Source organism: Telluria sp. GW821-FHT07G12 (assembly GCF_059418525.1).
The window spans coordinates 1,113,170-1,139,931 of the sequence record NZ_JBWKQA010000001.1; the positions used below are offsets into that span (position 1 = coordinate 1,113,170).

Here is a 26,762-nt window from a genome sequence, read left to right on the forward strand (position 1 = left end):
GGAGCGTTCAGATTGCTTTTAGGAATGCCGACGTGGCGAATTTACCAAGTCCCGGGGCTTGCCAAATACCTTGGAAAATGGCCTGAACAGGTATTCGCGCACGGTCTTCGCTTCGTCGTGCTCGTCGATGCCGGTGTCGGGCCATTCGTCGCGGCGCGGGAAATGGGCGGTGCCGAACACGATGTCCCACACCGAGGTGAAGGAGCCGAAGTTGCGGTTCCAGTGCTCGCGCTCGACCGAATGGTGGATGCGGTGGAAGCGGTTGTCCGCCACCACATAGCGCAGCGGCCCGAGGCTGAAGCGGGTGTGCGAATGGATGTACTGCCCCTGCACGCCGATGATCAGCCAGACGATGGCGGGCGCAAAGCCGGGGTCGACCTGGATCAGGAAGCTCATCGGAATGATGATGAAGGGAATCCGGAAGATCTCTTCGGTGAAGTGGTGGTTGCTGTTGAAGGCGCTCATCTCGCGCAACGCGTGGTGCTCGGCGTGGAAGGCCCACAGGAACTTGCTGGTGTGCTGGGCGCGGTGATACCAGTAATAAAAGAACTCGCCGACGATCACGGCCGCCACCGGCGTGACAACCCAGCCGATCGCATTGACGATCTTGTTCGGCGAAGCGGCGAAGGCGCCCAGGCTGAGCGTGAACAGCGGCTTGATGCCGAGCCTGGCCCACAGCGCGCTGAACACGGTCATGAAGCCGACCGTGATGGCGATGTACAGCACCCAGAAGCCGAGCGAGCGCAGGCGCGAGGTCATCGAGTACTTGTTGTGGCCGAACACCAGCTCGAGCACGAAAAAGATCAGCGAGGCGTACAGGATGCGCCAGCCGTAATCGAGAATGCCGTGTGCCGCCGTTGTTGCCAGTTCCATGTGTAGCAAACCCTCACCTTTCGCCAATCCCACATGATAGCCGAACGCCGCAGAGTTTATAATATGCGGCTAAAGCCTTGATCTGACAGCACTTCCATGCAATCGACACAATTCGTTAATATCGCCGCCTACAAATTCGTCTCCCTCGACAATCTCGAAGAACTGCGCTCGCAATACCAGGCGCTGTGCATCGAGCTTAGCCTCAAGGGGACGGTGCTGCTGACGCCGGAAGGCATCAATATGTTCCTGTCCGGTACCCGCGAGCATATCGACCGTTACCTGGACTGGGTGCGCAGCGATGCGCGCCTGGCCGACCTGGAGTGGAAGGAAAGCCTGTCGGCCGAGCAGTCGCACCGCCGCATGCTGGTGCGGATCAAGAAGGAAATCATCACCATGCGCATGCCGCTCATCAAGCCGGAGCTGGGCCGCGCCCCCTCGGTGGCGCCCGCCACGCTCAAGCGCTGGCTCGACCAGGGCCACGACGACGACGGCGTGCCGGTCGTGATGATGGAAACCCGCAACGCCTTCGAAGTCGACGTCGGCACCTTCAACAACACCCTCGACTACCGCATCGACAAGTTCAGCGAATTCCCGGATGTCGTCGCGAAACACAAGGATGAATTGCAGGGCAAGACCGTCGTCACCTTCTGCACCGGCGGCATCCGTTGCGAAAAGGCCGCGATCCACATGCAGAACATCGGCTACGAGCGTGTCTACCAGCTCGACGGCGGCATCCTCAAATACTTCGAAGAAGTCGGCGGCGACCACTATACCGGCGACTGCTTCGTGTTCGACTACCGTACCGCCCTGAACCCGAAGCTGGAGCCGACCGAGACCACCCAGTGCTTCGCCTGCCGCGCCGTGGTGACGCCGCGCGAGCAGCTGTCCCCCAGCTACGTGGCGGGCGTGTCCTGCCCACACTGCGCCAAGCCGGCGGCGGACGCCGCGCTCGACGCCCAGGCCGCCCAACAGTAAACCGGCCTTGTAAACGGGAACCGCCGGCACAAGTCCGGCGGTGACGTTTTATTTCATTCACGCGGCTTGCGTGAAATAAAATTTCGCGGTCTGAACCGCGCTTCGGATCGCGATCAGAACACCAGCGGCGGCATGAGCGGATCGGCAACGCCGACCACGTGCGAGAAACCATCGGACCCGGTCGGGGTGGCGACCATCTTGCTGATCACATTGTCGATGTTGCCCGGGTCCATGGCGGCAGCAGCCGTCTGCAGATCCTTGACGTTGGCGACATAGTTGATCGCGAGCTGGTTGTTCGCGCCGGCATAGGCTTTCTGTTCTTCCGGCAGGTCCAGGCGGGTGCTGAAGGCGCCGGCGACAGCGACCTTGGCGTCGAACGCGAACTTGTCCTGGTTCACTGCAGCCTTGGAAATATCGCGCACGGCATTGTCGACCGTGACCACGTGACGGTCCAGCAGGTCGGTCCAGTAGGCCAGGCCACCGGCTTCTGCGGTACGGCTGAACAGGTGCTGGTAGATCGCGTTGACCACCTGGGAATTGCTCATCCCTGCATAGGCCGCCTGGTACTCGGGCGAGGTGGCGAAGGTGTGCGAGATGAGCTCGTAGCCGGCCGGGTTGTTCTGCAGGATACCGGTCCAATAGTTCAGGCCCGCCACATCGGCAGGACGGCTGAAATATGCCACATACAACTTCTGTACTTCATTCTTGTAGTCAGTAGCCATGACGGCCTCCTCTGCGATTAGTGTGAGTAAAAATCCTACCCTAATTGCAAAGAAATAGGCGCACTCAACTGTATCGAATCGTGCGTAAGTTCTTGAAAGAAAAAGGTTTTTTTCAAGCAAGCCGAACCGAAGGAGCCCAGCGGCGCGGTCTGTGCGGACGCTGACACATGCTGACGAAAAACGGGGTAAAACGGCTGAAAAAAAGCCCCGCTACGGTTCAGGTAGCGGGGCTTTTTTACTGCGGAAACTTCGCGCCGTTTAGCGGAAGTAGGCGGCGACTTCACGCACGGTGCCGGCGTCCAGCGTGCCGGCGGCGGCGCGCAGGCGCAGCAGACCGATGAGGTAGCTGTAGCGGGCCTGGGCCAGGTCGCGCTGGCTGGTATACAGCTGCTGCTGGGCATTCAGCAGGTCGAGGTTGATCCTCACCCCACCCTTGATGCTCTGCTCGGTAGCCTTCATCAGCAGTTTTCCGGACTCGACCGCTTTCTCCAGCGCCTCGATCTTGTGCACGCTGGACAACACGATGCTGTGTGCTTTGCGCAACTCGACCATGACTTTATTCGTGCGCGCATCCAGGTCCGACTGCGCGCGCGCATAGCCGGCCGCGGCCTGGCGCGTGGTGGCGCTGATGGCACCGCCCTGGTAGATCGGAATGTTGACCTGCACGCCGACGGTACGGTTGACCGTGTCGATACCATAAGTATTGATCGACTCGTTGTCGCCCTTGCTATAGGCGGCAATGAAGTCGACGCGAGGATAATGGCCCGCGCGGTTCTTGCTGATTTCCAGGCGCGCGTTCTCGACCGCCAGGCGGGCCGTGGCCAGCTCCTTGTTGCTCGCGCGCGCGGTCTTGACCCAGTCGTCGAAGCTGCCGGAGGTGGTCTCGGCTGGACGGAAGGCTTCGACCCGGTCCAGCTGGCCAGGATCCATGCCGATGACACCGGCCAGGGTCTCGCGTGCGGCAACGACATTGTCCTGGGCTTCGGTCAGCTGGGCTTCGGCCAGGTCGAGCCGGGCCTGAGTTTCCAGCATGTCGGTCTTGGTGCCCTCGCCTTTTTCGAACAGGCGCTGGTTCACATGCATCATTTCCAGATACAGGTCGCGCGCCACCTTCGACAGCGCCACCTGGTCTTCCGCGAACAGCGCATCCATGTAGGCGCTGGCGACGCGCAGCGTCACGTCATCCGTGCTGGCTGCGTAGGCAGCTTCGCCCTGGGCCGCCATCACCTTGCCCTGGCGGTAGCGGGCGATGCCATCCAGGTTCAGGATGGGCTGGCGCAGCTGGATCACGGAGGAACGGCTGATGTAGCGCGGGTGGGTCACGCTTTCGTAGGTAACGGGAACACCCTGGTATTCGCCCGACTGAACCTGGGTCTGGTCGACCACGTTGCGGCTGGCCGAGTAGCTGGCCTGCACGCTGGGCAGCAGGTAGGAGCGGCCCAGGATACGGTTTTCCTTGGCCGATTCCTTCTCGTAGAAGCTCATGCGGTACTGAGGATCGTTCTTCAGCGCCGCCTCGTAGGCCTGCTGCAGGGTCACCGCACCGGCATGGCCGGCGCCGAACGCGATCGCCAGGGCGAGCGCCGCGCGGCGCAGGGGAAGATAAGTACCCGCCACGCTCACTCCTCGCTCAGCGCCGACTTGGCGCGGTCCATCACCGGCTTCAGCAGGTAGTTCATCATGGTGCGCTCGCCGGTCTTCACGAACAGTTCCGCCGGCATGCCGGAGCGGATGTTCAGGTGATGCTGGGCCACGATCTTCGCGCCTTCCGGCGTGACCTTCACGCGCACCTTGTAGTAGGGCTGGCCGGTACGCTCGTCGACGGTACGGTCGGCCGCCACCTGCTCGACCACGCCCGGAATGTGCGGGGTCTTGTTGGCATTGAAGGCCGAGAAGATGATCTCGGTCTTCAGGCCGGCATGCACGCGGTCGATCAGGTGCGTCGGCAGCTGGCCCTCGACCACCAGCGGGTCGTCGCTCGGCACGATATCCATCATCTTGAAGCCTGCCGGAACCACACCGCCAGGCGTGAACACGTTCAGGCCAACCACGGTGCCGTCAGCCGGCGACTTCACCTCGACGTTCGACAACTCGAACTTCTGGGCCTGCAGACGCGCCGCCTGGGATTCGGCTTCGCGCTGCACGTCGGTCAGCTGGGTCCGCACTTCCTTCTGGTAGTCCTGGATGCGCTGCGCCTTGCGCAGGGCCATCTCGGTCACCTGGCGCTGGGCGCGGCCGATGTTGCCGATGTCTTCGGACAGGGCGCCGCTCAGCTGGGCATAGGTGCGTTCGAGGTCGAGCAGGCGGTTACGCGCCACATAGCCTTCCTTGGCCAGGTCGCGCATGCCGCCCAGCTGTTCCTTCAGGATCGCCATCTGTTCCTTCTTGCTGTCGCGCGATTCCTGCAAGCCCTGGATCTGGATCTTCAGACCGGCTACGTTCTCGTCCACGCTGCCCAGTTCGTTCTGCAGTGCAGCCTGGCGCGAGGCCATCAGCGCATTCTGCAGGCTCATCAGCTCGGCCACGCGCGCCTCGCCGCGGCGTCCCTCCAGTTGAGCGGGATACTTGATGGTCTTCGAACCGTCGCGTTCCGCGGTCAGGCGCGCCTCAACCGCCAGCGCGCTCAGGTATTGGCTGTCGGTCATTTCGACTGCCGACTGGGCCACGATGGGGTTCATGCGCACCAGCACCTGCCCTGCCTTCACGACGTCACCGTCGCGCACCAGGATCTGCTGAATGGTGCCGCCGGTCTGGTGCTGCACGGTCTGGCGGTTGGATTCCTTGGCCACGGTGCCCATCATCGGCACGCCCTTGTCCAGCGGCGCCAGCAGCGCCCACACCAGGAAACCGCCGACGCCCAGCAGGACGATCAGCCAGCCCATGCGCGAAAAGGCGCGCGCATCGGTATTCACTTCGATAGTCTCGACATCGTGCGAGACGACGTCCTGAGCCTTGTTCGGGATCAGCTTCATTACTTTCCTTCTCCGGTAACGCCGGCCGGGGCAGCTTCCGCAGCGTGCTGTGCTGCTGCCTGCGCCGCGGCCTGTGCCTGGGCGGCCTGCTGCGCGGCTGCCTGGGCCTGAGCCTGGGCTTCCACGGCTTTCTTGTTTGCTTCTTGCAGGGCGTTCAGCACCGCCTGGGTCGGGCCGAACATGTGCACCGTGCCGTCACGCATCAGCAGCAGCTTGGTCGTCACACCGATGGCGCTCGGACGGTGCGTGATCATGATGATGGTCTTGCCACGCTGGCGCAGGTCCATCACCGCGGCCTGCAGGGCTGCCTCGCCGACGTCGTCGAGGTTCGAGTTCGGCTCGTCCAGCACCAGCAGGGCCGGGTCGCCGTACATGGCGCGGGCCAGGCCGAGGCGCTGCTTCTGGCCACCGGACAGGCCGGCGCCGCCGTCACCCAGCTTGGTGTCGTAACCATCCGGGAACTGCAGGATCATCTCGTGCACGCCTGCGCGCTTGGCCGCCTGCACGACCTTCTCAGAATCGACCTCGCCGAAGCGGGCAATGTTTTCGCTGATCGTGCCGGCAAACAGCTCGATGTCCTGCGGCAGGTAGCCGATGTGCGGACCCAGTTCGGCCTTGTTCCACTGATAGATGTCGGCGCCATCCAGGCGCACCTTGCCGATCATGGTCGGCCACACGCCGACCAGCAGGCGCGCCAGGGTCGACTTGCCGGAACCGCTCGGACCGAGCACGCCCAGCACGTCGCCCGGCAGGATGCCGAAGCTCACGCCTTTCACGATCGGCGTCTTCACGCCCGGGGGCGCAGCGGTAACGTTTTCCAGGGTCAGGGTGCCGGTCGGCGCAGGCAGGGCCATGCCGGCCGGACGCGCCGGATTGTTTTCCAGCAGGGCTTCCAGGCGCTCGTAGGAGCTGCGGGCGCCGCTGACGCTCTTCCAGACAGCAATCACCTGCTGCACCGGCTGCAGGGTGCGGCCCAGCAGGATGGAAGCGGCGATCATCATGCCCGGGGTAATCTTGTTGTCCAGCACCAGCAGTGCACCCAGGCCCAGCACCAGCGACTGCATCGAAATCTGCACGAACTTGGTGATGGCGGAGATCAGGCCGGCCTTCTGGCTGGCGCTGGCCTGCAGGCCGAGGAATTTGCCGTGCAGCTTGAACCAGCGGCCCATCAGGTTGGGCAGCATGCCCATCGACTCGATCACCTCGGCATTGCGCAGATTGTTCGTCGCCAGCGTATTCGCCTGAATCGACATCGAGTTGGCCTCGGCCAGCGGCTCCTTGGTCGCGCGTTCGTTGACGACGGCGAGGATGATCAGCAAGACCGTGCCGGCCAGTGCGAACAGGCCCAGTACCGGCTCGAACATGAAGATCACGATCAGGTAGATCGGGAACCAGGGGGCGTCAAAGAAGGCAAACAGCGCGTTACCGGTCAGGAACTGGCGGATATTAGTGAGGTCGGCCAGGGCCTGGCCGGCATTGCCGCCTGCCTGCTTGAGGTTCTGCTCGAAGGCGGCGCTGTACACGCGCTTGTTGAGCGTCATGTCGAACTGGGCGCCCACGCGCACCAGCACGAAGGAGCGGATCAGCTCCAGGCCGCCCATGAACAGGTAGGCGCCGACGATCAGCATGGTCAGCATCAGCAGCGTGATCTCATTGCGGCTGCCCAGCACACGGTCGTACACCTGCAGCATGTACAGCGAAGGCGCCAGCATCAACAGGTTCACGATGGCGCTGAACACGCCAACGGTCACAAAGGTGCTCTTGAAGGAGCGGAGCACTAGCTGGATTTCACTCTTCTTTTCTAGCAGTTTCTTCATATGGTTTGCGCACTCGCCAGATCGCTCCAACAGCGCGTCATGTTTCCAAGAAATTTGTCCGCGCTAATTATCCATCAAAACTGTTCAAAAATGTGATGCACGTCACATTTTTCGAGCATGTTCATTAAATAGTGGCTCTGCAGTCACATTCGGTGGCAGACCGGAAATGAAAAAACCCCACTACCTTGCGGCAGCGGGGTTTTGCAGGAGAGGCCGGTTGCCCGGCTTAGTTCCAGCTTGAATTACGACACGGTGATGATGCCGTTGGTCAGGTGCACCTTGGTTGCGTCAACGCCGGTCAGGGTGATGGTGATGACTTCCGGGGTAGCAGCGTGCGAACCGAACACCGACTTCTCCAGCTTGATGGTGGTGTCCGAACCAGCCTGGGCCACGAAGGCTTCCAGGATAGCGTCGTTACCGGTCGACAGCTTGCCGGTGTTCAGGGTGTACTGCGAACCGATGTACAGCGAATCGGTGCCCAGCAGGTTGAACAGGGCGACGGTTGCGTCGACTTTGCCAGCAACGAAGATGTCCGAAGCAGCGGTTGCCAGAGTGGTGCCGGTCGGCAGCACGACCGGGACGGTCAGGTCGTGCGAGGTGAACACGCCTTTGGCGATATCGATGTTATCGTTCACGCCCTTCAGCTGAGCTGCCAGATCGTTCGCGGTGGCCAGGGCGGTGGTCGCCTTGGTCAGGTTCGAGATCGTGGTGTTAGCAGCGGTCACCAGGTCGTTGGCCGTTTTCAGGTTGGCGCTCAGGTCGTTGGTGGTTGCGTGACCGTTGTAGGTTGCAACAGCAGCCTTGAATGCGTTCAGCTTGCCCAGAGCAACCGGATCCGCCGGGGAAGCGTCCGAGGTTGCTTGCAGGATTGCCTGCTGCGAAACGATCTGCGCGGTGGTCGGCAGTGCACCGTCAGCGACTTTCACGTCGGTCATCAGGGAAGCGATGGCCTGCAGGTCACCCTTTTCGGTGGCATTCATGTCCAGGTAGTCGACATTGGCACCGGTAGCAGCTTGCACTTTCAGCGCTGCGGTCAGCGATGCGTCGGCTGCTTCTTTCGAGACCGACGATGCCAGCAGGGCGGTCACGCCCGGGTACTTGGCTTCGGTGATGCTGGACGATGCCAGCTTCAGGTTGCCGTCGGTGCCCAGGGTGATGAGGTTGGTGGTGGTAGCCACGCCGCCGGTGGTCGAGGTGACCGAAGCGGTGCCGTCAGCGTTGACGTTGATGACGATATCGGTGGTAGCGGTGGTCATCAGCGCGTCCATCGAGGCAACCTTGGCAGCCAGGTCGGCGTTGGTGGTGGTGACAGCCTTGTTGGCGTTCGACACAGCGGTGTCGGCAGCGGTCTTCGAAGCGATTGCGTCAGCCAGACCAGCAACCTTGTTGATTGCGGTGGTCGCATCGGAAACTTGCTTCTGAGCAGCAGCCAGGGTAGCGTTGTTGGCGCTGATCTGGTCAGCCAGCAGTGCAGCACGGACGCCAGCGGTCGAACCGGTGTAGTCGCCAGCAACAACAGCGTCGACGCCAGCGATGGCAACAGCGACCTTGCCGGTGACCGGATCGGTGATCGCGGTTTCAGCCAGGCTAGTGGTTGCATCGCCGTCGCCGTCAGCAGCGGCCAGGAACGATGCTTTAGCGGCGTTAGCCACGTCCAGGTTGCTCAGGGCGCCGGTCAGCGAGAACGGGCCAGCAGCGACGACTTTAGCGATGGTGGTGTTCAGTGCCGAGGTCGTGGTGGCAGCAGCCAGGGATGCTGCATCGGTGATGCCCGACAGGAAGTTCTTGGCGATGGTAGCAGCGGCGTCGTTCGAGTAGCCAGCTTTTTCAGCCGGGGTGTCGATGGCGGCGGTGAAGGCGACCGAAGCGGCAACCTTGCTCTGGATGGTGACCAGATCCTGGTTCTTGGCAGCAGCGGCGATGTCAGCCACGGCGCGGTCGACGGTGACCTTGTTCGAATCCATCAGGCCGACCCAGTAAGCCTTGCCGTCAGCGTCAGCAGCGCGGCCGAACAGGTTCAGGTAGATCTTGTCGATGATCTGGCCGTTGGTCATGCCCGAGAAGGCGCTGGTGTACTCTTTTTCTTTGGAGAACTGAGCGGTGATGGCTTTCAGGGTAGCGTCGGTGTTCTTGCTCGCTTCCATCACGCCTTCCCAGTAGGCCAGGCCATCCGGATCTGCCGGACGGTTGAAGTATGCGACGTACAGTTGCTGAATCTGGTTGTAATAGGTCGTTGCCATTTATTGCTCCAATTAGATCGATCGATCGAGTTATTGTCTCTATTGTCAGCCTCAGGATTGCCCTTGCTGCCCAACGGCCTGAATCATGACAGATCGAATTTGAACATCAATGTGATGGCCGTCACAAAAAAGCAAAACAACTGCAAATTTCCGACATTTTTTTGACATTTGCACCAATGCAACGGGTCCAAATGCCTATTTTTCACTCTGCAGCGGTCGTAGAAAGCCAAATTTGCATTGCCGATAAAGCAAAATGCCCGTGTAACATTTGGATAGAATTGATGAGTCAGCTCTTCTGTATATAAATAGCAGCTGCCCTGTTCAGACAAAAAAAATACCCCGCAGTGCGGGGCATTTATCCAGGTATCGAAAGCTTATTACTGCTGACGCCAGGAAGTGGCGCCATTTACCGTTCGGAGTGCGTCGATGCGACCATCGAAGATATAGGCCGCGGTACCACCCTTATCCTTGCTCAGCACGCCCTGCACATTCATCAGCCCGGCGGCCCCATTAGCCAGATCGCCGTACATGCGGCCATCGTCGCCGATCGTTCCAGTGGCTTTGAACGGCAGGGTTTCATCCCGGGTGACGATGTCCAGCCTGGTATCGAAGCTGCGGCTGCCAAAGTTGACGTTCAAGGCGCCGTTGATGACCGTGGCGGCGGTGGCAACGCGCGAGGCATAGCTGTAATTCGTGTACACGACCGCTTCGCTATCCTGCAGCGCGAACCCGATGCTGCCGTTGCTCGGCGCTACATAAGGCGTGCCCGGCGTGCGCAGCAGTGCATAGTCGCCGTTCAGTGCCAGCAAGCTGTTCTTGCCCATCTCGGTCGCCAGGTTGAGTTTAGCGTAGTAGGCGTCGAACTGCACCCAGCGGCCCCACACGATGCCCTGCTCCGGCTGCGACGGGGTCGGCGGCACCGGTGGCGGCAGGCTGGACACCGGCGGCGCATCTCCGGCCGGCGTGCCCGGCGTGCCTGGCGTGGTCGGCGTCTTGACCGGCTCGACAATGGTATTCAGCGCCGCAACCTTCTTCACTTCCAGATTCGGCTGCGCCACGCTGGCGCCGCCGCCGTTTGCGCCGTCGGTCTTGGCGACCGGCTCGTCGGCCCGCGGCGGCGAGACCAGGTCCGGCGACAGCGGGCTGCCGTTCAGCAGCTGGGGCGCCGCCTGGCTGCGCGTCACCTGCAGCAGCTGGCCGCGCTGGGCCGCGAACAGTTCGCGGCTGGCCGCGCCCTCGCAGGGGCCGCCGCCTTCCGGACGGCAGGCGCCGCCGAAGCCGCTGACCACCACGCCGCCGGTCAGCACGGCCACGCGCGAGGTCTCGTTGTCGGTAAAGACGGTGAAATCGGTGCCGCGCACGCCGATCGCGGCGACTGGGGTGTTGAAACGGAAATTCTGGCGCGCCTGCTTGACCGCATCGCCCGACTTGCTGCGTGCGACGCCGTTCAGCAGCTCGAACTTGACCTGGGTGTTGGCCGGGTTGACGGTGTCGACGTGATAGGCCGCGATGCGCGCGCGGCTGCCCGGGCGCAGGATGAACAGGCCGTTGTCGACCGTCTTGACATAGATATAGCCGTCGCTGCCGGTTGCCAGCAGCTGGCCTTCCTGGACGGCCGCGCCTTCCAGCGCCGGCTGCTCGCCGACGCTCGCCTTGCCGGCGACGAAAATGATCCGTCCGGCATTGGCCGCGCAGGCGCTGTGCGCGGCGCAGGCAATCAGGGTGGTGGCAAAGAGATGGCGCAGCATGTTGGGTTCCTTTTCGCCTGAACTTAACTTGTTGTTGCAACAAGTGGCTGTGACGGCCATCACAATTATAGCGACATACCTGAGCCCGCTTATCTAAAATTTGTAGTAAAAATCAAGAACAGTGCACGGAAGAAACTCTCAAGCGCTATAATCTTTATTTGATTACAAGTTTTTATTGACCATCCTTCAGCGTGGCAGAACACCCTGAACAATTCGCTGCCGCGCCGCGCGCGTCCAGGAAAGCCCTCGATCCGGTGCGCTGGCTGATCGCCGTCGCGGCGGTCGTGCTGGTCGGCTGGACGCAATGGGCTCCCGCGTCACATTTGTCGCTAATCAGCAACGAGTGGCTGCGCGATACCTTCCTGCGCCTGCAGGTCAGCAACGCACCCGAACCGCGCGTGCTGGTGGTCGACATCGACGAGGCCAGCCTTACCAAACTCGGCCCCTGGCCTTGGCCGCGCGAGCGCCTCGCCGACCTGATCGAGACCCTGCTCAGCCATTACCAGGCGCGTGGGGTGGCGCTCGACATCCTGATGCCCGAAGGCAGCGGCGGCAAAGGCGGCGACGGCGACCTCCGCCTGGCTCTGCTGGCGCGCCACGGCCCGGTGGTGCCGGCCCAGGCCTTCGACTTCGACCTCGCCCACCTGCGTCCCGAACCGGTGCGTGACGGCCAGCTCGGCGGCGCCATCCAGGGCTATGCCGGCGGCGTCGAGGCGACCGGCTACATCGCCAACTATCCGGCGCTGGCCCAGGCCCCGCACATCGGCTCGATCGGCTTCATTCCGGACGCCGACGGCACCCTGCGCCGCGTGCCGATGATCACCCGCTTCGAAGGCAAGTCCTATCCGGCGCTGTCGCTGGCCCTGCTCAATTGCTGCACCGGCAAGGGAGCGCTGCCGCTGGCCGGCCAGGATACCGGCCTGATGCGGGTCGACTTCAAGCGCGACTGGAACGCCTACACCGTCACCAGCGCCGCCGACATCCTCGACGAGGCGATCGACCCGGCCGGGGTGCGCGGCCGCCTGGTCCTGATCGGCTCTTCCTCACTGGGCATGGGCGACCGCGTGGCGACGCCGCTGGCGGCCAGCCGTCCCGGCCTCGGGGTGCAGGCGGCGATGCTGTCCACCCTGCTCGACCGCCAGGCCGGGCTGACCCCGGCGCCGTGGCCGGGCCGGCTGCTGGCGCTGGTCTGGACCCTGCTGACGGCGCTGCTGGTGCCGCTCGCCTTTCCGCGCCTGCCGGCCGTCTCCAGCGTCGCCCTGCTCGGCGCCAGCGCGGCAGGCTGGATCGGCCTGGCCTACCTCGCCAGCAGCCACGATCCGGACTTCGGGCCAGCCGGGCCGCTGGCCGCGATCCTGTTCCTGCTCGCCGTCGCCGTGCCCTACCAATGGCAGCTGACCCAGCGCCGCTCGCACCACCTGCTGTCGACCCTGCGCCAGTACGTGGCGCCGGCGGTGGTCGCCGAGCTCTTGCGTAGCGACCTCGAAGACCCGCTGCTGCCGCGCCAGCTAGACGTGACGACCCTGATCGCCGACATGGAAGGCTATACTGCGCAGGTCGAGGCGCTGCCGGTGGAAGAGGCGGCGCGGCTGACGCGCGACTTCCTCGACTGCCTGACCGGGCCGGTGATCGCGCGCCAGGGCACCCTCGACAAGTACACCGGCGACGGCCTGGTGGCCTTCTGGGGCGCGCCGCTGCCGCTCGAACGGCATGCCGACCTGGCGCTGGACGCCGCGCGCGACATCGTCGAACGGGTGCGCGAATTCAGCGCCCTGCGCGAGCGCGCCGGCCATCCGCCGCTGCGGGTCCGGATCGGCATCGACAGCGGGCCGGCCATGGCCGGCGACTTCGGCACCAGCTTCCGCAGCATCTACACGGCGGTCGGCGACAGCGTGAATACCGCGTCGCGGCTGGAGCAGGCGGCGCGCGATTACCCGCACGACGTCATCATCGGCGCCGGCACGGTGGCCCGGGCGCAGCGCCATGCCTTCCAGCTGCTGGGCGAACGGCGCCTGCGCGGCAAGGAACAGCTCACCACGATCTACACTTTTCAGGAACACATGAATCAAAGCGCGAGGCCGGCAGCATGATCTACCGGCCCACCATCCTGTTGCTGCTGGCTTGCCTGGGCCTCGGCGCCGGCGCCGTGCACGCCGCCGAGCCCGTTGCCATCGATGCCGCACAGGCCGGCCCGGAAACCCCGGAAGAGGCAATGTACCGCGAGGCGCTCGAAGCGCTGGCGGAAGGCCGCCGCACCGACGCCTCCAGGATCCTGCGCCGCCTGGTCGCGCGCTCGCCCCAGCACGCCGGCGCCCTGATCGACCTGGCCATGACCCAGTGCGGCCTCGGCAACGCCGACGAGGCGGAGCGCCTGTTCGCGACCCTCGAAACCCGCTTCCCGCTGTCGCCCGATTTTCTGGTCCTGATCGCCGAAACGCGTGAACTCGGCTGCAAGCCCTGGCAAGCCTCGCAATCGACGACCGTGACCTTGGGGCGCGGCCATGACCGCAACGTGAACCAGGGCGCCAGCGTGACCTCGCTGGTGATCGACAAGGGCGAGCCGATCGAGCTGGCCCTGCTGCCCGACTTCCTGCCGCATGCCGACCAGTACAGCGTGATCGGCGTCGACCATCTGCGCGAGCTGACCCCGAACGGCAGCATCGGCACGCTGCAATACCAGTTCCGGCGCAACGACCGTCTGCGCCAGTACGACAGCACGGCCCTGTTCGCCGGCGTGGAAGCGCCATGGCGCGTGGGAGGCTGGACCCTGCGCACCGGCGCCACGCTGGGCGCCGTCACCCTCGGCGGCAAGCTCTACCAGCGCCAGCTGCAGCTGCAGGCGCGCGCCACCCCGCCGCTGCGCCTGCCTGCCGGCTTGCAGTACAACCTGATCGTCAACGCCTCGTACAGCGATTACCTGACGCTGACGAACTTCAACTCGACCTCGACGGAACTGCGCAACCTGCTGTCCTGGCGCAGCGGGCCCTGGGCGGCCAGCGCCAGCTTCGCCTGGATGAGCGACCACGCGCGCGACCAGCGACCGGGCGGCGACCGCCACGGCAATTTCACCAGCCTGCTGCTGCGCCGCACCCTGTCCGACAGGTTCAGCACCGAACTGGGCTATACGCGCCAGGCCTGGAGCAGCGCCCTGCCCTATACACCGGGACTGATCGACGCCGTGCGCGCCCAGCGCACCGAGATGTTGCGTGCCGGGATTTCTTATCAAGTCACCAAGTACCAGACGCTACAGTTCGAGGCGCGCGGCGTTCATAATCGCGAAAACATCCCGATCTTTCAGTACAATAACCGGATTCTGCAGCTGAGCTGGCAATGGCAGCTCCCCTAGGAATTCATCGATGACCTCCCTCAGCAAGCCCCTGCCTCCCTCTTCCGGCGCCGCGAACGACGCACCGGAAACGAGCGAGATCAAGATCAACCTGCGCAAGATTCCGCTGCTGGCGGAACTGGACGACGAGGAGATCCTGCGCGTGCGCGCCGAGATCCGCGTGCGTCATTACAACAAGCGCGAGGTCGTGCTGCACAAGGGCGGCAGCGGCGACGGCCTGCTGTTCCTGCTGTCCGGCCAGCTGCAAGTGGTCGACATCACCGAAGATGGCCGCGCGATCGGCCTGCGCATGCTGGCGCCGGGCGACTTCTTCGGCGAGATCGCGCTGATCAACAACTCGACCCGCTCGGCCTCGGTGGTCGCGACCAGCGACGTGCTGGTGGCCATCCTGCCGGCGGCAACGGCGATGCACCTGTTCTCGCATTCGCCCAGCGTGGCAAAACAGATGCTCAGGCACCTGGCGCAGAAGATCCAGCGCGATTCCGAGTTCCGGGCCGTCCTCAGCATCAACAACACGGCGCGCCGCATCTATACCTATCTGTCGCTGCTGCAGCAGAAGCGCCCGGGCGACGCCACCCAGGCCGTGGTCGAGAACCTGCCGACCCACCAGGACATCGCCAACATGATCAACACCAGCCGCGAGACGGTGACCCGCGCGCTGTTGACTCTGGTGCAACAGGGGATCGTGCAGAAGGAGGCGAATCGTTTGATCATCCTCAACCCCGACGCTTTGCAAAAGCTGGTGCAGGGATCCTGAACATGCGTGGGCTCGGAGAGCCCACCCTACGAGTCGCGACATTCGGGTAGAACTCGTTACAACTGTACCAATTGTGTGACAGTACCGTAGAGTATAATTTTGCGCTCTACCAGTATTGCCACCTTATGAACACGCTCCCGCTTCACTTCCTGCCGGCGCAGCCAGCACGGGCCATGCCATGATCTCGCCGCTGATGCTGCGCGGCCTGTGGGCGTATCGCGGTTTCGTGCTGGGCAGCGTCAAGCGCGAGTTCCAGGCGAAGTACAGCAATGCGATGCTGGGAGCGCTGTGGTCGCTGCTGTCGCCGCTGGCGATGATCGTGGTGTACACCGTAATCTTCTCCGAAGTCATGCACAACAAGCTGCCCGGGGCCGACGCCAATGCGCGCTTCGCCTACAGCATCTACCTGTGCGCCGGCATCCTGACCTGGGGCCTGTTCGCCGAAATCATCGCGCGCGCCCAGACCATGTTCATCGAGCAGGCCAACCTGATCAAGAAGGTCAGCTTCCCGCGCATCTGCCTGCCGCTGATCGTGGTGCTGAATGCCTTCGTCAACTTCGCCATCATCTTCGGCCTGTTCACCGTGTTCCTGATCGCGTCGGGCAGCTTTCCCGGCGCCGTGTACTTTGCCATCGTGCCGGTGCTGCTGGTGCAGCTGCTGCTGGCGCTGGGGATCGGCATGATCGCCGGCGTATTGAACGTGTTCTTCCGCGACGTCGGCCAGTTCGTGACGATCGCGATGCAGTTCTGGTTCTGGTTCACGCCGGTGGTCTATCCGGCCGCGATCCTGCCGCCCGAGGTGCGCAGCCTGCTCCGCTGGAATCCGATGGCGCGCGTGATCGAGGCCTACCAGGAGGTGCTGGTGAAGGGTGCGGCGCCCGACTGGGCCGGCCTGCTGCCGGTGCTGCTGCTGGCCCTGCTGCTGTGCGCGCTGGGCCTGCGCCTGTTCCGCCGCCGCGCCGGCGAGATGGTGGACGAACTCTGATGGGCTCGATCGTCGTCTCCGGCCTGGGCAAGGCCTACCGCCAGTATTCCTCGCGCTGGGCGCGCCTGGCCGAATGGCTGGTGCCGGGCCTGCAGCCGCGCCATAAACTCAAGTGGGTGCTGCGCGACATCGATTTTTCCATCGCGCCGGGCGAGAGCGTGGGCCTGATCGGCGTGAACGGCGCCGGCAAGAGCACGCTCCTGAAACTGATCACCGGCACCGCCCAGCCGACCGCCGGCAGCGTCTCGCTGCAAGGCCGCGTGGCCGCCCTGCTCGAACTGGGCATGGGCTTCCACCCCGACTTCACCGGCCGCCAGAACGCCGTCATGGCCGGCCAGCTGCTGGGCATGTCGGTCGAAGAGGTGCAGGCCCTGATGCCCGAGATCGAAGCCTTCGCCGAAATCGGCGAGCACCTCGACCAGCCGGTGCGCGTGTACTCGAGCGGCATGCAGGTGCGGCTGGCGTTCGCGGTCGCGACCTGCGTGCGGCCGGACATCCTGATCGTCGACGAAGCGCTGGCGGTGGGCGACGTGTTCTTCCAGCAGAAGTGCTTCGCCCGCATCGAGAGTTTTGTAAAGGCCGGCACCACCCTGCTGTTCGTGTCGCACAGCGCCGGCACCGTCCTGAACATCTGCGACCGCTGCATCTTCCTGCGCGGCGGCGCGGTCGCCTTCGACGGCGCGCCTGCCGATGCGCTCGATCTTTATCAGGCCGAGCTGCTGACCCGGCTCGACCAGGCGCCGGATGCGATCCGCGTGCAGCATGCGCCGGCGGCGCCGCTTGCCACGCCGGATACCAGCTCCGAAGCGCCGGCCGCGCCGTCCGCCGACCTGGCGCCGCTGGCCGGGAAAACCGGCAGCATCGTGACCGGCGCCGCCGACTGCGTGGGCGTGCGCCTGTTCGACGCCCAGGGCGGCGAGCGCACCACCCTGCTGGCCGACCAGCAGGCGACCCTGCAGATCGACTACCTGCTGCACCAGGACGTGGCCGACCCGCACGTCGGCTTCAAGATCCGCAACCGCTACGGCGTGGTGCTGTTCGAAACCAACAGCTACTGCATGCGCCGCGCGCCGGGCCCGGTGGCGGCCGGTTCCGTGCTGAGCGCCCGCTTCTCGCTGCCGCTGTCGCTGTTCCCCGACGAGTACACCATCACCGTCGGCCTGGGCGCCGGCGGCCATGGCGAAGGCTCCTTCGACAACGTGCTGAACTACCTGCACGAGGTGCACAGCTTCACGGTGGCGCCGAACCCGGACGCAATCGTCTGGAGCGGCCTCGTCAACCTGCACCCGCAGCTGCAGTTCAGCACCCGCTGATCCGCATTCACCCCGTCATTCCATGTCAGACACTACCGCACAGACTCCAGAGCAGGACCATGCCGCCATCGTGCGCGGCCTGTACCGCGGCTTCCTCGGGCGCGAGCCGGATCCGGCCGGCCTCCAGTACTGGAGCGAGCGCCTGGGCGCCGGCGCCAGCCCGGACGAGCTGCTGGCGGGCCTGATGGCGTCCGCCGAATACCGCGAGGCCCACGGCGGCGGCAAGGACCTGCCCGCCCTCAAGCGCCGCGTGCTCGACGCCGCGGCCGGCCTGCTGGGCCGCCCGCTCACCATCGTCGACATCGGCGCCCAGGAACTCGAAAACGAAGGCCACGTGTATGCGCCGCTCACCGCCGACGGCCTGGCGTACCGCATCGTCGGCTTCGAGCCGCAGCAGGACAAGATCGAGGCCAGCCGCCGGCGCAACCCGGACCAGCGCATCCTGCTGCTGCCCACCTTCATCGGCGACGGCGAGGAGCAGACCTTCCACATCAATAACGACGACGCCACCTCCTCGCTGCTGCCCTTCAACGAAGCGCTGACGTCCACGCTGGCCGATCTCGACCACCTGCACACGCTGCGGACCGAGCGCGTCGCCACCAGCCGCCTCGACGACGCGCTGGCGGACGTCGACGCGGTCGATTTCCTCAAGCTCGACATCCAGGGTTTCGAATATCCTGTTCTGCGGCATGCGCCGCAGGTACTGGCGCGCACCAATGTGATCCACTGCGAGGTGGCATTTTCACCGATTTATGCCGGGCAGGCGCTGTTTTCCGAGGTCGAGCAGCTGCTGCGCGGCGCCGGCTTCTACCTGCTCGATTTTTCCTCGCTGTGCCGCTACCCGGGCACGGATACCGCGCGGCGCTCGCGCGACCGCCTCGGCTGGGGCGACGCCGTGTTCCTGCGCGAGCCGCAGGCGCAGGATCCGGCCCAGCTGCTGGCACAGATGCTGGCGCTGCTGCTGGTGTACGACAAGCCTTCCGCCGCGCAGGCCCTGGCGCGGCGCCATGACGAGTTATCGGGTACCCGCCTGGCGGCCCTGTTCGAAGATTCCGACGCATGACCACGAAATTTCTCTCCTATTCCCAGAACAACGAGGACGTGCTGCTGTGGCGCGCCCTCGGCCACGTGCAGAACGGCTTCTACATCGACGTCGGCGCCAACGACCCGGTCGAGCATTCCGTCACCAAGGCCTTCTATGACGCCGGCTGGCGCGGCATCAACATCGAGCCGCTGCCGGCCTTCCACCAGGCCTTCCAGGAGCAGCGTCCGCGCGACATCAACCTGGCGGAAGCCGCCGGCAGCAGCGACGGCAGCCTGACCCTGTACGACGTCGCCGACGTCAACGGCTGGGCCTCGCCGGAACGCGAGGTGGCGGAAGTCCACCGCGCCGCCGGCCACGAGGTGCGCGAGCTGACGGTGCCGGTGCGCACCCTGGCCTCGATCTGCTCCGAGCACGTGGACGGCGAGATCCACTTCCTGAAGGTCGACGTCGAAGGTTTCGAGGGCGAGGTCCTGCGCGGCATGGACTTCGCGCGCTGGCGTCCATGGGTGCTGGTGGTCGAGGCCACCGTGCCGGGCAGCCGCGAGACCAATCACGAGACATGGGAACACGTGGTCCTCGAGCAGAATTACATCTACGCCTGGTTCGACGGCCTGAACCGCTATTACGTGGCCGGCGAACACGCCGACCTGCTGCAGCACTTCAGCGTGCAGCCGAACGTGTTCGACGAGTTCATCTCGCACCACCTCGATAAAGCCTGGAGCGCCAACCGCGCCGCGGTGCGCTCGCTGAAGGAACACGAGGAGCACGCCGATCTCGTGCGCGCCGAGCTGCACGACATGATCCAGTACGCCGAACAGCTGGAACTGGAAAAGCAGGACGTGCTGGACCAGGTCGAGCAGCTGCGCCAGGACCTGGCGGCGGCGCATGCCAACGGCCAGCAGGTCACGCAGTGGGCGAACGATCTCGAGCAGCGCCTGGTGGCCACGCACAACAGCACCTCGTGGAAGGTGACCAGGCCGCTGCGCATGGCGGGCGCCCTGCTGAACCGCCTGCGCCGCCCCGGCCTGGCGCGGCGCGCCCTGCTGCGCACCACCCGCCACGAAGGCCTGCGCCGGGTCGTGATTCCCATCCTGCTGCGCTGTCCGCCGCTGCGCCGGCGCGTCTCCGCCATGCTGCAGGCGGCGCGCCATGCCACGCCGCTGGAAATCGCGCCCGGCATCGAGGTGCCGGCCGAACTGCGCGGCCTGCCGGCCTCGGTGCGCAGCGTGCTGGGCGACCTGCAACGCGCGCGCGACCTGCAACGCGAACCGAACAAGTAAGAATTATGCGTATCGTCATCGACTTCCAGAACAAACCGGCCGGCCCCAGCCCGGCAGAACTCGCCGTGGTGCGCCAGCTGGCGGCGCGCGCCGGCACAGATGAATTGTGGGTCGCGGCGCCGCTGCGCAACCCCGCCCTGCTCGAGGAGCTGCGGGTGGCGCTGGACGGCAGCGTGCCGCGCGGCCGCGTGCGCGCCTGCGATACCGTCAAAGGTCCGCTGTCGCTGCTGCTGCGCCGCCACGCGCTGGCCGAGCTGCGTCCCGGCGTGGTGCTGGTGTTTGCCCCCGAGGCCCTGGACGATGCGCCCTTCCCGGTGCTGGCCTGGGAGCTGGCTCAGGGCGACGCCGACACCTTGCTGACCGCGCTGCGCGCCACCGCCGCGGAAAAAATCGCCGCGCCGGCAGTCGAGGCTGCGCCGCGCAAGCCGCGCCTGGCCTACGTCTCGCCGCTGCTGCCGGCCAAGTCCGGCATCGCCGACTACGCCTCCGAACTGGTGCCCGAGCTGGCGCCCTACTACGAGGTCGAGCTGGTCGTCGGCCAGGAACAGGTCGACGATGTGCGCCTGGACGGCCTGCCGCGCCACGACGTCGAGTGGTTCCGCGCGCACGCCCACGAATTCGACCGCGTGCTCTACCACTTCGGCAATTCGCACGCCCACCAGCACATGTTCGAACTGATCCGCGAAGTGCCGGGCGTGGTGGCGCTGCACGACTTCTTCTTTTCCGGGATCCTCGACAATCTCGAACGCGAGGAATACCTGCCGCAGGGCTTCCTCAAAGCGGTCTACGAATCGCACGGTTTCACGGGCCTGCTCGACCACCGCAAGATCGGCCGCCCGCCGGCGATCTGGAAGTACCCGGTCAACCGTGGGGTGCTGGACAGCGCCACCGGCATCATCGTCCACTCCGAATTCTCGAAGCAGCTGGCCGAGACCTGGTACGGTCCCGGCGCCGCCGACGGTTGGCGCACCATCCCGCTCCTGAAGGGCAAGCCGGAACGCAGCACCCGCCCCGGCATGCGCGAGCGCGCCCGCGAGCGGCTACAGTTGGCCGAGAATGACTTCCTGGTCTGCAGCTTCGGCATGCTGGGCCGGACCAAGCTGAACGAGGAATTGCTGGACGCCTTCCTCGCCTCTTCGCTGGCCAACGATCCGCACTGCCACCTCGCCTTCGTCGGCGAGAACGACCCCGGCCTGTACGGCGCCAACCTGGTCAAGAAGATCAAGGACAGCGGCGTCAAAGCCCACGTGCGCATCGCCGGCTATGCCGATGCCGACCTGTACGCGGATTACCTGGCGGCCGGCGACGCCGCGGTCCAGCTGCGCGCCTCGACCCGCGGCGAAAGCTCGGGCGCCTCGCTCGACTGCCTGCTGTACGGCCTGCCCACCATCATCAACGCCCACGGTTCGACCGCGCTGCTGCCGGACGATTGCGTGATCAAGTTGCCGGATGAATTCCAGGTCGAGCAGCTGTCGCGCGCGCTGGAACAGGTCCATGGCGACATCAAGCTGCGCGCCCGCCTGTCCGCCAATGGCCAGGCCCACATGCAGCGTCACGCACCGGACCACGCCGCGCGCCTGTACCGCGACGCGCTCGAGCATTTTGCCCAGCACGGCCCGCAGGCCGCCTACCGCGCACTGGTGAAGGAAGCCGCGCCGCGCTGCCCGCAAAGCCAGCTGCCGGAACTGGCCGCCGCCGTGGCCTTCAACCGCGCGCCGCTGGCGCCGCGCCAGCTGCTGGTCGACGTCTCGGCGATGGTCGAATCGGACCTCAAGACCGGCATCCAGCGCGTGGTGCGCAGTATCCTGCTGCACCTGCTGACCGAACCGCCGGCGGGCTTCCGCATCGAGCCGGTGTTCACGGTCGGCGGCAACAACGGCTACCGCTACGCCCGCAACTGGACGCTCAGGATGATCGCCAACGGCGGCGATCCGCTCGGCCTGGCGCTGGAAGATGCACCGGTCGATTTGCGCCCCGGCGACGTCTTCCTCGGCCTCGATCTGTTCACCAACGGCACTGCCCAGAACCAGCAGAACCTGCTCGACATGCGCGCGCGCGGCGTCGAGATCACCTTCGTGGTCTACGACCTGCTGCCCATCCTGCGCCCGGACGTGTTCCCCTTCGGCGCCGAGCAGCACTTCACGTCCTTCCTGCACACCGTGCGCACCGTGTCGGACGGCGTGCTGTGCATCTCGCGCGCGGTGGCCGACGAATTCGCCGAGTGGGCCGGGCAGCAGGAGCCGGTGCGCAAGGCGCCGCTGCAGGTCGGCTTCTTCCACCTCGGCGCCGACATCGACGCCAGCGTGCCGAGCAACGGCCTGCCGCCCGACGCCCATGTGGTGCTCGACGCACTGAAAGCCCGCCCGAGCATCCTGACGGTCGGCACGGTCGAACCGCGCAAGGGCCAGGCGCAGGCGCTGGCCGCCTTCGAGCAGCTGTGGGCCGCAGGCGTGGACGCCAACCTGGTCATCGTCGGCAAGCATGGCTGGATGGTCGACGAACTGGCGGCGCGCCTGAACGCGCATCCGGAAAACGGCAAGCGCCTGTTCTGGCTGGCCGGCGTTTCGGACGAGATGCTGCTCAAGCTGTATGCCGGCTCCTCGGCCCTGCTGGCGCCGTCGGAAGGCGAAGGCTTCGGCCTGCCGCTGATCGAGGCGGCCCAGCATGACATCCCCATCATCGCGCGTAGCCTGCCGGTGTTCCGCGAAGTCGCCGGCGAGCACGCCTACTACTTCGAGGGCAAGGACCCGGCCGACCTGGCGCAGGCCGTCACCGCCTGGCTGGCGCTGTGGAAGGAAGGGAAGGCGCCGGCGTCGACCGGCATGCCGTGGCTGACCTGGGAGCAGAGCGCGCACCAGGTGGTCGACGTGGTCGTCGGCGGCACGTGGTACCGCAGCGTGCCCGGCGCGGGCAACTGAGGTGCAGGAGATGCGCAGCCCGGCCATGGAGACGGCCGCCGCACCGCTGGTGGTCGACCTCGACGGCACCCTGATCCATACCGACCTGCTATGGGAGTCGCTGGTCCTGTTCCTCAAGCGCCACCCGCTGCAGGCCTGGCGGCTGCCGTTCTGGCTCCTGCGCGGCAAGGCCGCCCTCAAGGAAAACCTGGCGGCGCGCGTCGAATTCGACCCGGCCGCCCTGCCTTACGACGACGTCCTGCTCGAGCACATCGCGCGCCAGCGCGAGGAGGGCCGCGAGATCGTGCTGGCCACCGGCGCCCATGCGCAGCTGGCGGACAGCGTTGCCGCGCACCTCGGCGTATTCGACCGCGTGCTGCCGACCAGCGGCGGCGTCAACCTGACCTCGCACGCCAAGGCGCAGCGGCTGAGCGAGCTGTACGGCGCCAGCGCCTACGACTACGTCGGCAATTCGCGCGCCGACCTGCCGGTGTGGCTGGCCTGCCGTCAGGCCTACTCGGTCACGGCGCGGCCCTTCCGCCTGGCCGACGGACGCATGACGAGCCAGCTGGGCGCCGTGCGCGGCGGCACGGGCGGCCCTTTGCTGAAAGCCCTGCGGCCGCGCCAGTGGCTGAAGAACCTGCTGGTGTTCACGCCCATGCTGGCCAGCCATACGCTGGATGTGCCGACCCTGCTGGCATCGCTGCTGGCCTTCGCCGTGTTTTCGCTGTGCGCCTCCAGCGCCTATCTGCTGAACGACGCGCTGGACGCCCAGGACGACCGCAGGCATCCGGTCAAGCGGCGCCGGCCGATCGCCAGCGGCGCCCTGCCCCTGTGGCTGGGCCTGGCCGTCAGCCCGGTGCTGGCCGCGCTGGCGCTGGCCCTGTGCGCCGCCTTCAATCCACTGCTGCTGGCCGCCGCCGGCGTCTACCTGGCGTCCACAGTGGCATACTCGCTGCACCTGAAACGCCTGCTGATGGTCGACATCGTCGCCCTGGCGATCCTGTACACCATGCGGGTGCTGGGCGGGGCCGCCGCGACCGGCATCGTGCCCTCGTTCTGGCTGCTGGCCTTTTCCTTCTTCATCTTCCTCAGCCTGGCCCTGCTCAAGCGGCACAGCGAACTGGGCCGGCTGGAGCGCGACGGCAAGGACAAGACCCACGGCCGCGGCTATACCACGGCCGACCGCCTGCCGGTCGGCATCATGGGCGTCAACGCGGCCTTCGTTTCGCTGCTGATCTTCATCCTGTATTTCCAGTCCGAGAACGTGCTGATGCTGTACGCGCGCCCGGCCTGGCTGCTCGGCATCATACCGCTGTTGGTGTACTGGCTCGGCAGGCTGTGGACACTTTCCTTCCGCGGCGAGGTCAATGAAGATCCGGTGCTGTACGTCAGCCGCGACAAGCACAGCCTGGCAGTCATTGCGCTGTGCGCCGCGTTCGCCATCGCGGCCAGCTGGTGACTCGACAGACTATCCATACAGAAATATTTGCAATTGGACAACTATGTCAAATTCGGTTACCATAGAGAATTGCGTCCAGGTTAACAAGCTGCAGAAGAGCATGCTGCCTCCCGATTCCGTTGCCGTCGTGATCCCCAGCTACAAGGTCACGCGTCACATCCTCGGCGTGATTGCCGGCATTGGTCCGGAAGTCGCGCGCATCTACGTCGTCGACGACAAATGTCCCGACGGCTCGGGCGCCTTCGTGCGCGCCAACTGCGAGGATGCGCGCGTGACGGTGATCGAGCACGAGCAGAACCAGGGCGTGGGCGGGGCCGTCATGACCGGCTACCGCGCCGCCATTCTCGACGGCGCCGCCGTGATCGTGAAAGTGGACGGCGACGGCCAGATGGACGCCAGCCTGATCCCGCATTTCATCGCGCCCATCCTGGCGGGCGAGGCCGACTACACCAAGGGCAACCGCTTCTTCAACCTGGAACGGATCGGCTCGATGCCGCCGATGCGCCTGTTCGGCAACGCCATGCTGTCCTTCTTGACCAAGCTGTCGTCCGGCTACTGGGACCTGTTCGACCCGACCAACGGCTACACCGCGATCCACGCCGACGCCGCACGCTACCTGCCCTTCGACAAGATCAGCCGCCGCTACTTCTTCGAGACCGACATGCTGTTCCGCCTGAACACGCTGGGCGCGGTGGTGGCGGACGTGCCGATGGATGCGGTCTACGGCGACGAGGTCAGCAACCTGAAGATTTCGCGCATCGTCACCGAGTTCGCGGCCAAGCACGTGCGCAATTTCTTCAAGCGCCTGTTCTACAACTATTACCTGCGCAATATGTCGCTGGCCTCGATCGAGCTGCCACTGGGCGTGATTCTGCTGCTGTTCGGCTCCATCTTCGGCATCAGCCATTGGATCGACGCCAGCCGCCACGGCATGGCGACGCCGGCCGGCACCGTGATGGTCGCCGCCCTGCCCGTCATCATGGGCGTGCAACTGATCCTGGCCTTCCTGGCCTACGACATCGCCTCGGTACCGCGCCGCCCCCTGCACAAGAAGATTTTGTTCCGCAAGCCGCATGCGTAAGCTCATGAACCATTCGCGCCAGTTCGGTACCTTCATCGCCGGCGGCCTGCTGTGCGCCCTGGTCGACATCGGCGTCATGCAGCTGCTGCTGCGCGCCGGCGCGCATTTCACCGGCGCCACCACGGCCGGCTTCCTGGCCGGCCTGCTGGTCAACTACGCCTTCCACAGCCGCGTGACCTTCGATGCCGCCGCCAGTACCTCCAGCTTCGCGCGCTACCTGTGCGTGGTCGGCCTGAACTACCTGCTGACCATGGGCTGCGTGTCGCTGGCGGTGACGCTGGCCGGCATGCCGCTGGCGGGCAAGATCGTGTCGCTGCCGCTGGTCTCGGTCAGCGGTTATTTGCTGAGCAAATTCTGGATCTTCAGGAAAGGCGCCCCATGAGCACCGAGCAACTGAGCTTTGCCCCGATCCGCACGGACGCCGCCGCGCTGGCGCAGTACGGCGCACTGTTCAAGGCCTGCTTCCCGACGACCGACAAGTTCACGCCGCGTTACCTGCAATGGCTCTACGTCGACAATCCGGACGGCAAAGCGGTCGGCTACGACGCCTGGGACGGCGAGCGCCTGGCGGCCCACTACGTCTGCATTCCGGCGCGCGCCTGGGTCGAGGGCCTGCAGGTGCCGGTACTGCTGTCGCTGAACACCGCCACCCATCCGGCCTACCAGGGCAAGGGCCTGTTCACCAGGCTCGCAAGCATGACCTTCGAAGCCGGCGCAAGCCAGGGTTACGAGGGCGTCTACGGCGTGGCCAATGCCAACAGCACGCCCGGCTTCGTGCGCAAGCTGGGCTTCCAGCTGGTGCGCCCGCTGGAAGCGCGCGTCGGCGTCGGCGGCCTGCGCCATGCCCCCAAGGCTGCGCCGGCGGCGCTGTCCTTCGAGCGCAGCTGGAGCGCGGAGGCCCTGCGCTGGCGCTGCGCGAATCCGCACAACCCGGTGTTCCTGAAGAACGGCGCCGGCAAGCTGCGCTTCCACGCCGCGGCCAGCGGGCACAAGCTGCCGGCCTATGCCGAGCTGGATGCGGACGGCGTCCAGCTGCCGGCGTCGGAAGGTGCGCCGGCGCTGTCGCCGCTGCGCCTGTTCATCGGCCTGGCGCCGGACGCCTCCAGCAGCTACTGGAACTACGCCAGCATCCCGATGCGGCTGCGCCCGTCGCCGCTGAACCTGATCTACCGCTCGTTCGCGCCGCGCGTGGCCGCACTGGATCCGTCGCGCATCGCCTTCTCCTTCCTCGACTTCGACGCGTATTGAG

At 65.4% G+C, this 26,762-nt stretch carries 20 protein-coding genes; 13 read left to right on the plus strand and 7 right to left on the minus strand.

Annotated features, from left to right (window positions below):
• Nucleotides 1-18 precede the first annotated feature (18 nt).
• Nucleotides 19-873 carry a sterol desaturase family protein gene (locus AC07PE_RS05245; protein WP_498762244.1) on the minus strand — a complete coding sequence of 285 codons (855 nt, stop codon included), beginning with the start codon at nucleotides 871-873 and terminating at the stop codon, nucleotides 19-21.
• Nucleotides 874-969: 96 nt separating this feature from the next.
• Here AC07PE_RS05245 and AC07PE_RS05250 point away from each other — a divergent pair, with 96 nt between their 5' ends.
• Nucleotides 970-1,848, plus strand: a complete 879-nt coding sequence (locus tag AC07PE_RS05250) for a sulfurtransferase (protein ID WP_498762246.1) — start codon at nucleotides 970-972, stop codon at nucleotides 1,846-1,848.
• 113 nt (nucleotides 1,849-1,961) lie between these two features.
• Here the strand turns inward: AC07PE_RS05250 and AC07PE_RS05255 are convergent, their stop codons facing one another.
• The 6 genes from AC07PE_RS05255 to AC07PE_RS05280 all read right to left on the minus strand — a co-directional run bounded on the left by AC07PE_RS05255 (nucleotide 1,962) and on the right by AC07PE_RS05280 (nucleotide 11,347).
• Nucleotides 1,962-2,570, minus strand: a complete 609-nt coding sequence (locus AC07PE_RS05255) for a DUF4214 domain-containing protein (protein WP_498762248.1) — start codon at nucleotides 2,568-2,570, stop codon at nucleotides 1,962-1,964.
• A 258-nt stretch (nucleotides 2,571-2,828) separates the two neighbouring features.
• Nucleotides 2,829-4,187, minus strand: a complete 1,359-nt coding sequence (locus AC07PE_RS05260; protein WP_498762250.1) for a TolC family outer membrane protein — start codon at nucleotides 4,185-4,187, stop codon at nucleotides 2,829-2,831.
• Nucleotides 4,188-4,189: 2 nt separating this feature from the next.
• Nucleotides 4,190-5,542, minus strand: a complete 1,353-nt coding sequence (locus AC07PE_RS05265) for an HlyD family type I secretion periplasmic adaptor subunit (protein WP_498762252.1) — start codon at nucleotides 5,540-5,542, stop codon at nucleotides 4,190-4,192.
• Nucleotides 5,542-7,359: a type I secretion system permease/ATPase gene (locus tag AC07PE_RS05270; protein ID WP_498762254.1), complete on the minus strand. Its 1,818-nt coding sequence runs from the start codon at nucleotides 7,357-7,359 to the stop codon at nucleotides 5,542-5,544. Before AC07PE_RS05270 ends, AC07PE_RS05265 begins: the two co-directional genes overlap by 1 nt.
• A 242-nt stretch (nucleotides 7,360-7,601) precedes the next feature.
• The gene (locus AC07PE_RS05275) at nucleotides 7,602-9,599 is read right to left on the minus strand and encodes a DUF4214 domain-containing protein (RefSeq protein ID WP_498762256.1); all 1,998 of its coding nucleotides are present in this window, start codon (nucleotides 9,597-9,599) and stop codon (nucleotides 7,602-7,604) included.
• A gap of 377 nt (nucleotides 9,600-9,976) precedes the next feature.
• Nucleotides 9,977-11,347, minus strand: a complete 1,371-nt coding sequence (locus tag AC07PE_RS05280) for a FecR family protein (protein WP_498762258.1) — start codon at nucleotides 11,345-11,347, stop codon at nucleotides 9,977-9,979.
• Between the two features lie 191 nt (nucleotides 11,348-11,538).
• Here AC07PE_RS05280 and AC07PE_RS05285 point away from each other — a divergent pair, with 191 nt between their 5' ends.
• From AC07PE_RS05285 to AC07PE_RS05340, 12 genes are all read left to right on the plus strand, one after another.
• Entirely contained in the window at nucleotides 11,539-13,437 is a 1,899-nt protein-coding gene (locus AC07PE_RS05285) for a CHASE2 domain-containing protein (RefSeq protein WP_498762260.1), read from the plus strand.
• Complete coding sequence (locus tag AC07PE_RS05290) at nucleotides 13,434-14,693, plus strand: tetratricopeptide repeat protein (RefSeq protein ID WP_498762262.1); 1,260 nt, start codon at nucleotides 13,434-13,436, stop codon at nucleotides 14,691-14,693. The genes AC07PE_RS05285 and AC07PE_RS05290 overlap by 4 nt, the downstream gene beginning before the upstream one ends.
• 10 nt (nucleotides 14,694-14,703) lie before the next feature.
• Nucleotides 14,704-15,450: a Crp/Fnr family transcriptional regulator gene (locus AC07PE_RS05295; RefSeq protein ID WP_498762264.1), complete on the plus strand. Its 747-nt coding sequence runs from the start codon at nucleotides 14,704-14,706 to the stop codon at nucleotides 15,448-15,450.
• A 178-nt stretch (nucleotides 15,451-15,628) separates the two neighbouring features.
• Nucleotides 15,629-16,435 carry an ABC transporter permease gene (locus AC07PE_RS05300; RefSeq protein ID WP_498762266.1) on the plus strand — a complete coding sequence of 269 codons (807 nt, stop codon included), beginning with the start codon at nucleotides 15,629-15,631 and terminating at the stop codon, nucleotides 16,433-16,435.
• The gene (locus AC07PE_RS05305) at nucleotides 16,435-17,748 is read left to right on the plus strand and encodes an ABC transporter ATP-binding protein (protein ID WP_498762268.1); all 1,314 of its coding nucleotides are present in this window, start codon (nucleotides 16,435-16,437) and stop codon (nucleotides 17,746-17,748) included. The genes AC07PE_RS05300 and AC07PE_RS05305 overlap by 1 nt, the downstream gene beginning before the upstream one ends.
• Before the next feature lie 22 nt (nucleotides 17,749-17,770).
• Nucleotides 17,771-18,811, plus strand: a complete 1,041-nt coding sequence (locus AC07PE_RS05310; RefSeq protein WP_498762270.1) for an FkbM family methyltransferase — start codon at nucleotides 17,771-17,773, stop codon at nucleotides 18,809-18,811.
• Entirely contained in the window at nucleotides 18,808-20,073 is a 1,266-nt protein-coding gene (locus AC07PE_RS05315; protein WP_498762272.1) for an FkbM family methyltransferase, read from the plus strand. The genes AC07PE_RS05310 and AC07PE_RS05315 overlap by 4 nt, the downstream gene beginning before the upstream one ends.
• 5 nt (nucleotides 20,074-20,078) lie before the next feature.
• Nucleotides 20,079-22,991 (plus strand): glycosyltransferase, encoded by a 2,913-nt coding sequence (locus AC07PE_RS05320; RefSeq protein ID WP_498762274.1) that lies wholly within the window; start codon nucleotides 20,079-20,081, stop codon nucleotides 22,989-22,991.
• A gap of 10 nt (nucleotides 22,992-23,001) precedes the next feature.
• Entirely contained in the window at nucleotides 23,002-24,432 is a 1,431-nt protein-coding gene (locus AC07PE_RS05325) for a UbiA family prenyltransferase (RefSeq protein WP_498762276.1), read from the plus strand.
• A gap of 100 nt (nucleotides 24,433-24,532) precedes the next feature.
• A complete protein-coding gene (locus AC07PE_RS05330) occupies nucleotides 24,533-25,513 on the plus strand; it encodes a glycosyltransferase family 2 protein (RefSeq protein ID WP_498762277.1) in 981 nt (326 codons plus the stop codon).
• Nucleotides 25,506-25,895 carry a GtrA family protein gene (locus AC07PE_RS05335; protein ID WP_498762278.1) on the plus strand — a complete coding sequence of 130 codons (390 nt, stop codon included), beginning with the start codon at nucleotides 25,506-25,508 and terminating at the stop codon, nucleotides 25,893-25,895. Before AC07PE_RS05330 ends, AC07PE_RS05335 begins: the two co-directional genes overlap by 8 nt.
• Entirely contained in the window at nucleotides 25,892-26,761 is an 870-nt protein-coding gene (locus AC07PE_RS05340) for a GNAT family N-acetyltransferase (protein ID WP_498762279.1), read from the plus strand. Before AC07PE_RS05335 ends, AC07PE_RS05340 begins: the two co-directional genes overlap by 4 nt.
• Nucleotide 26,762: the final 1 nt, after the last annotated feature.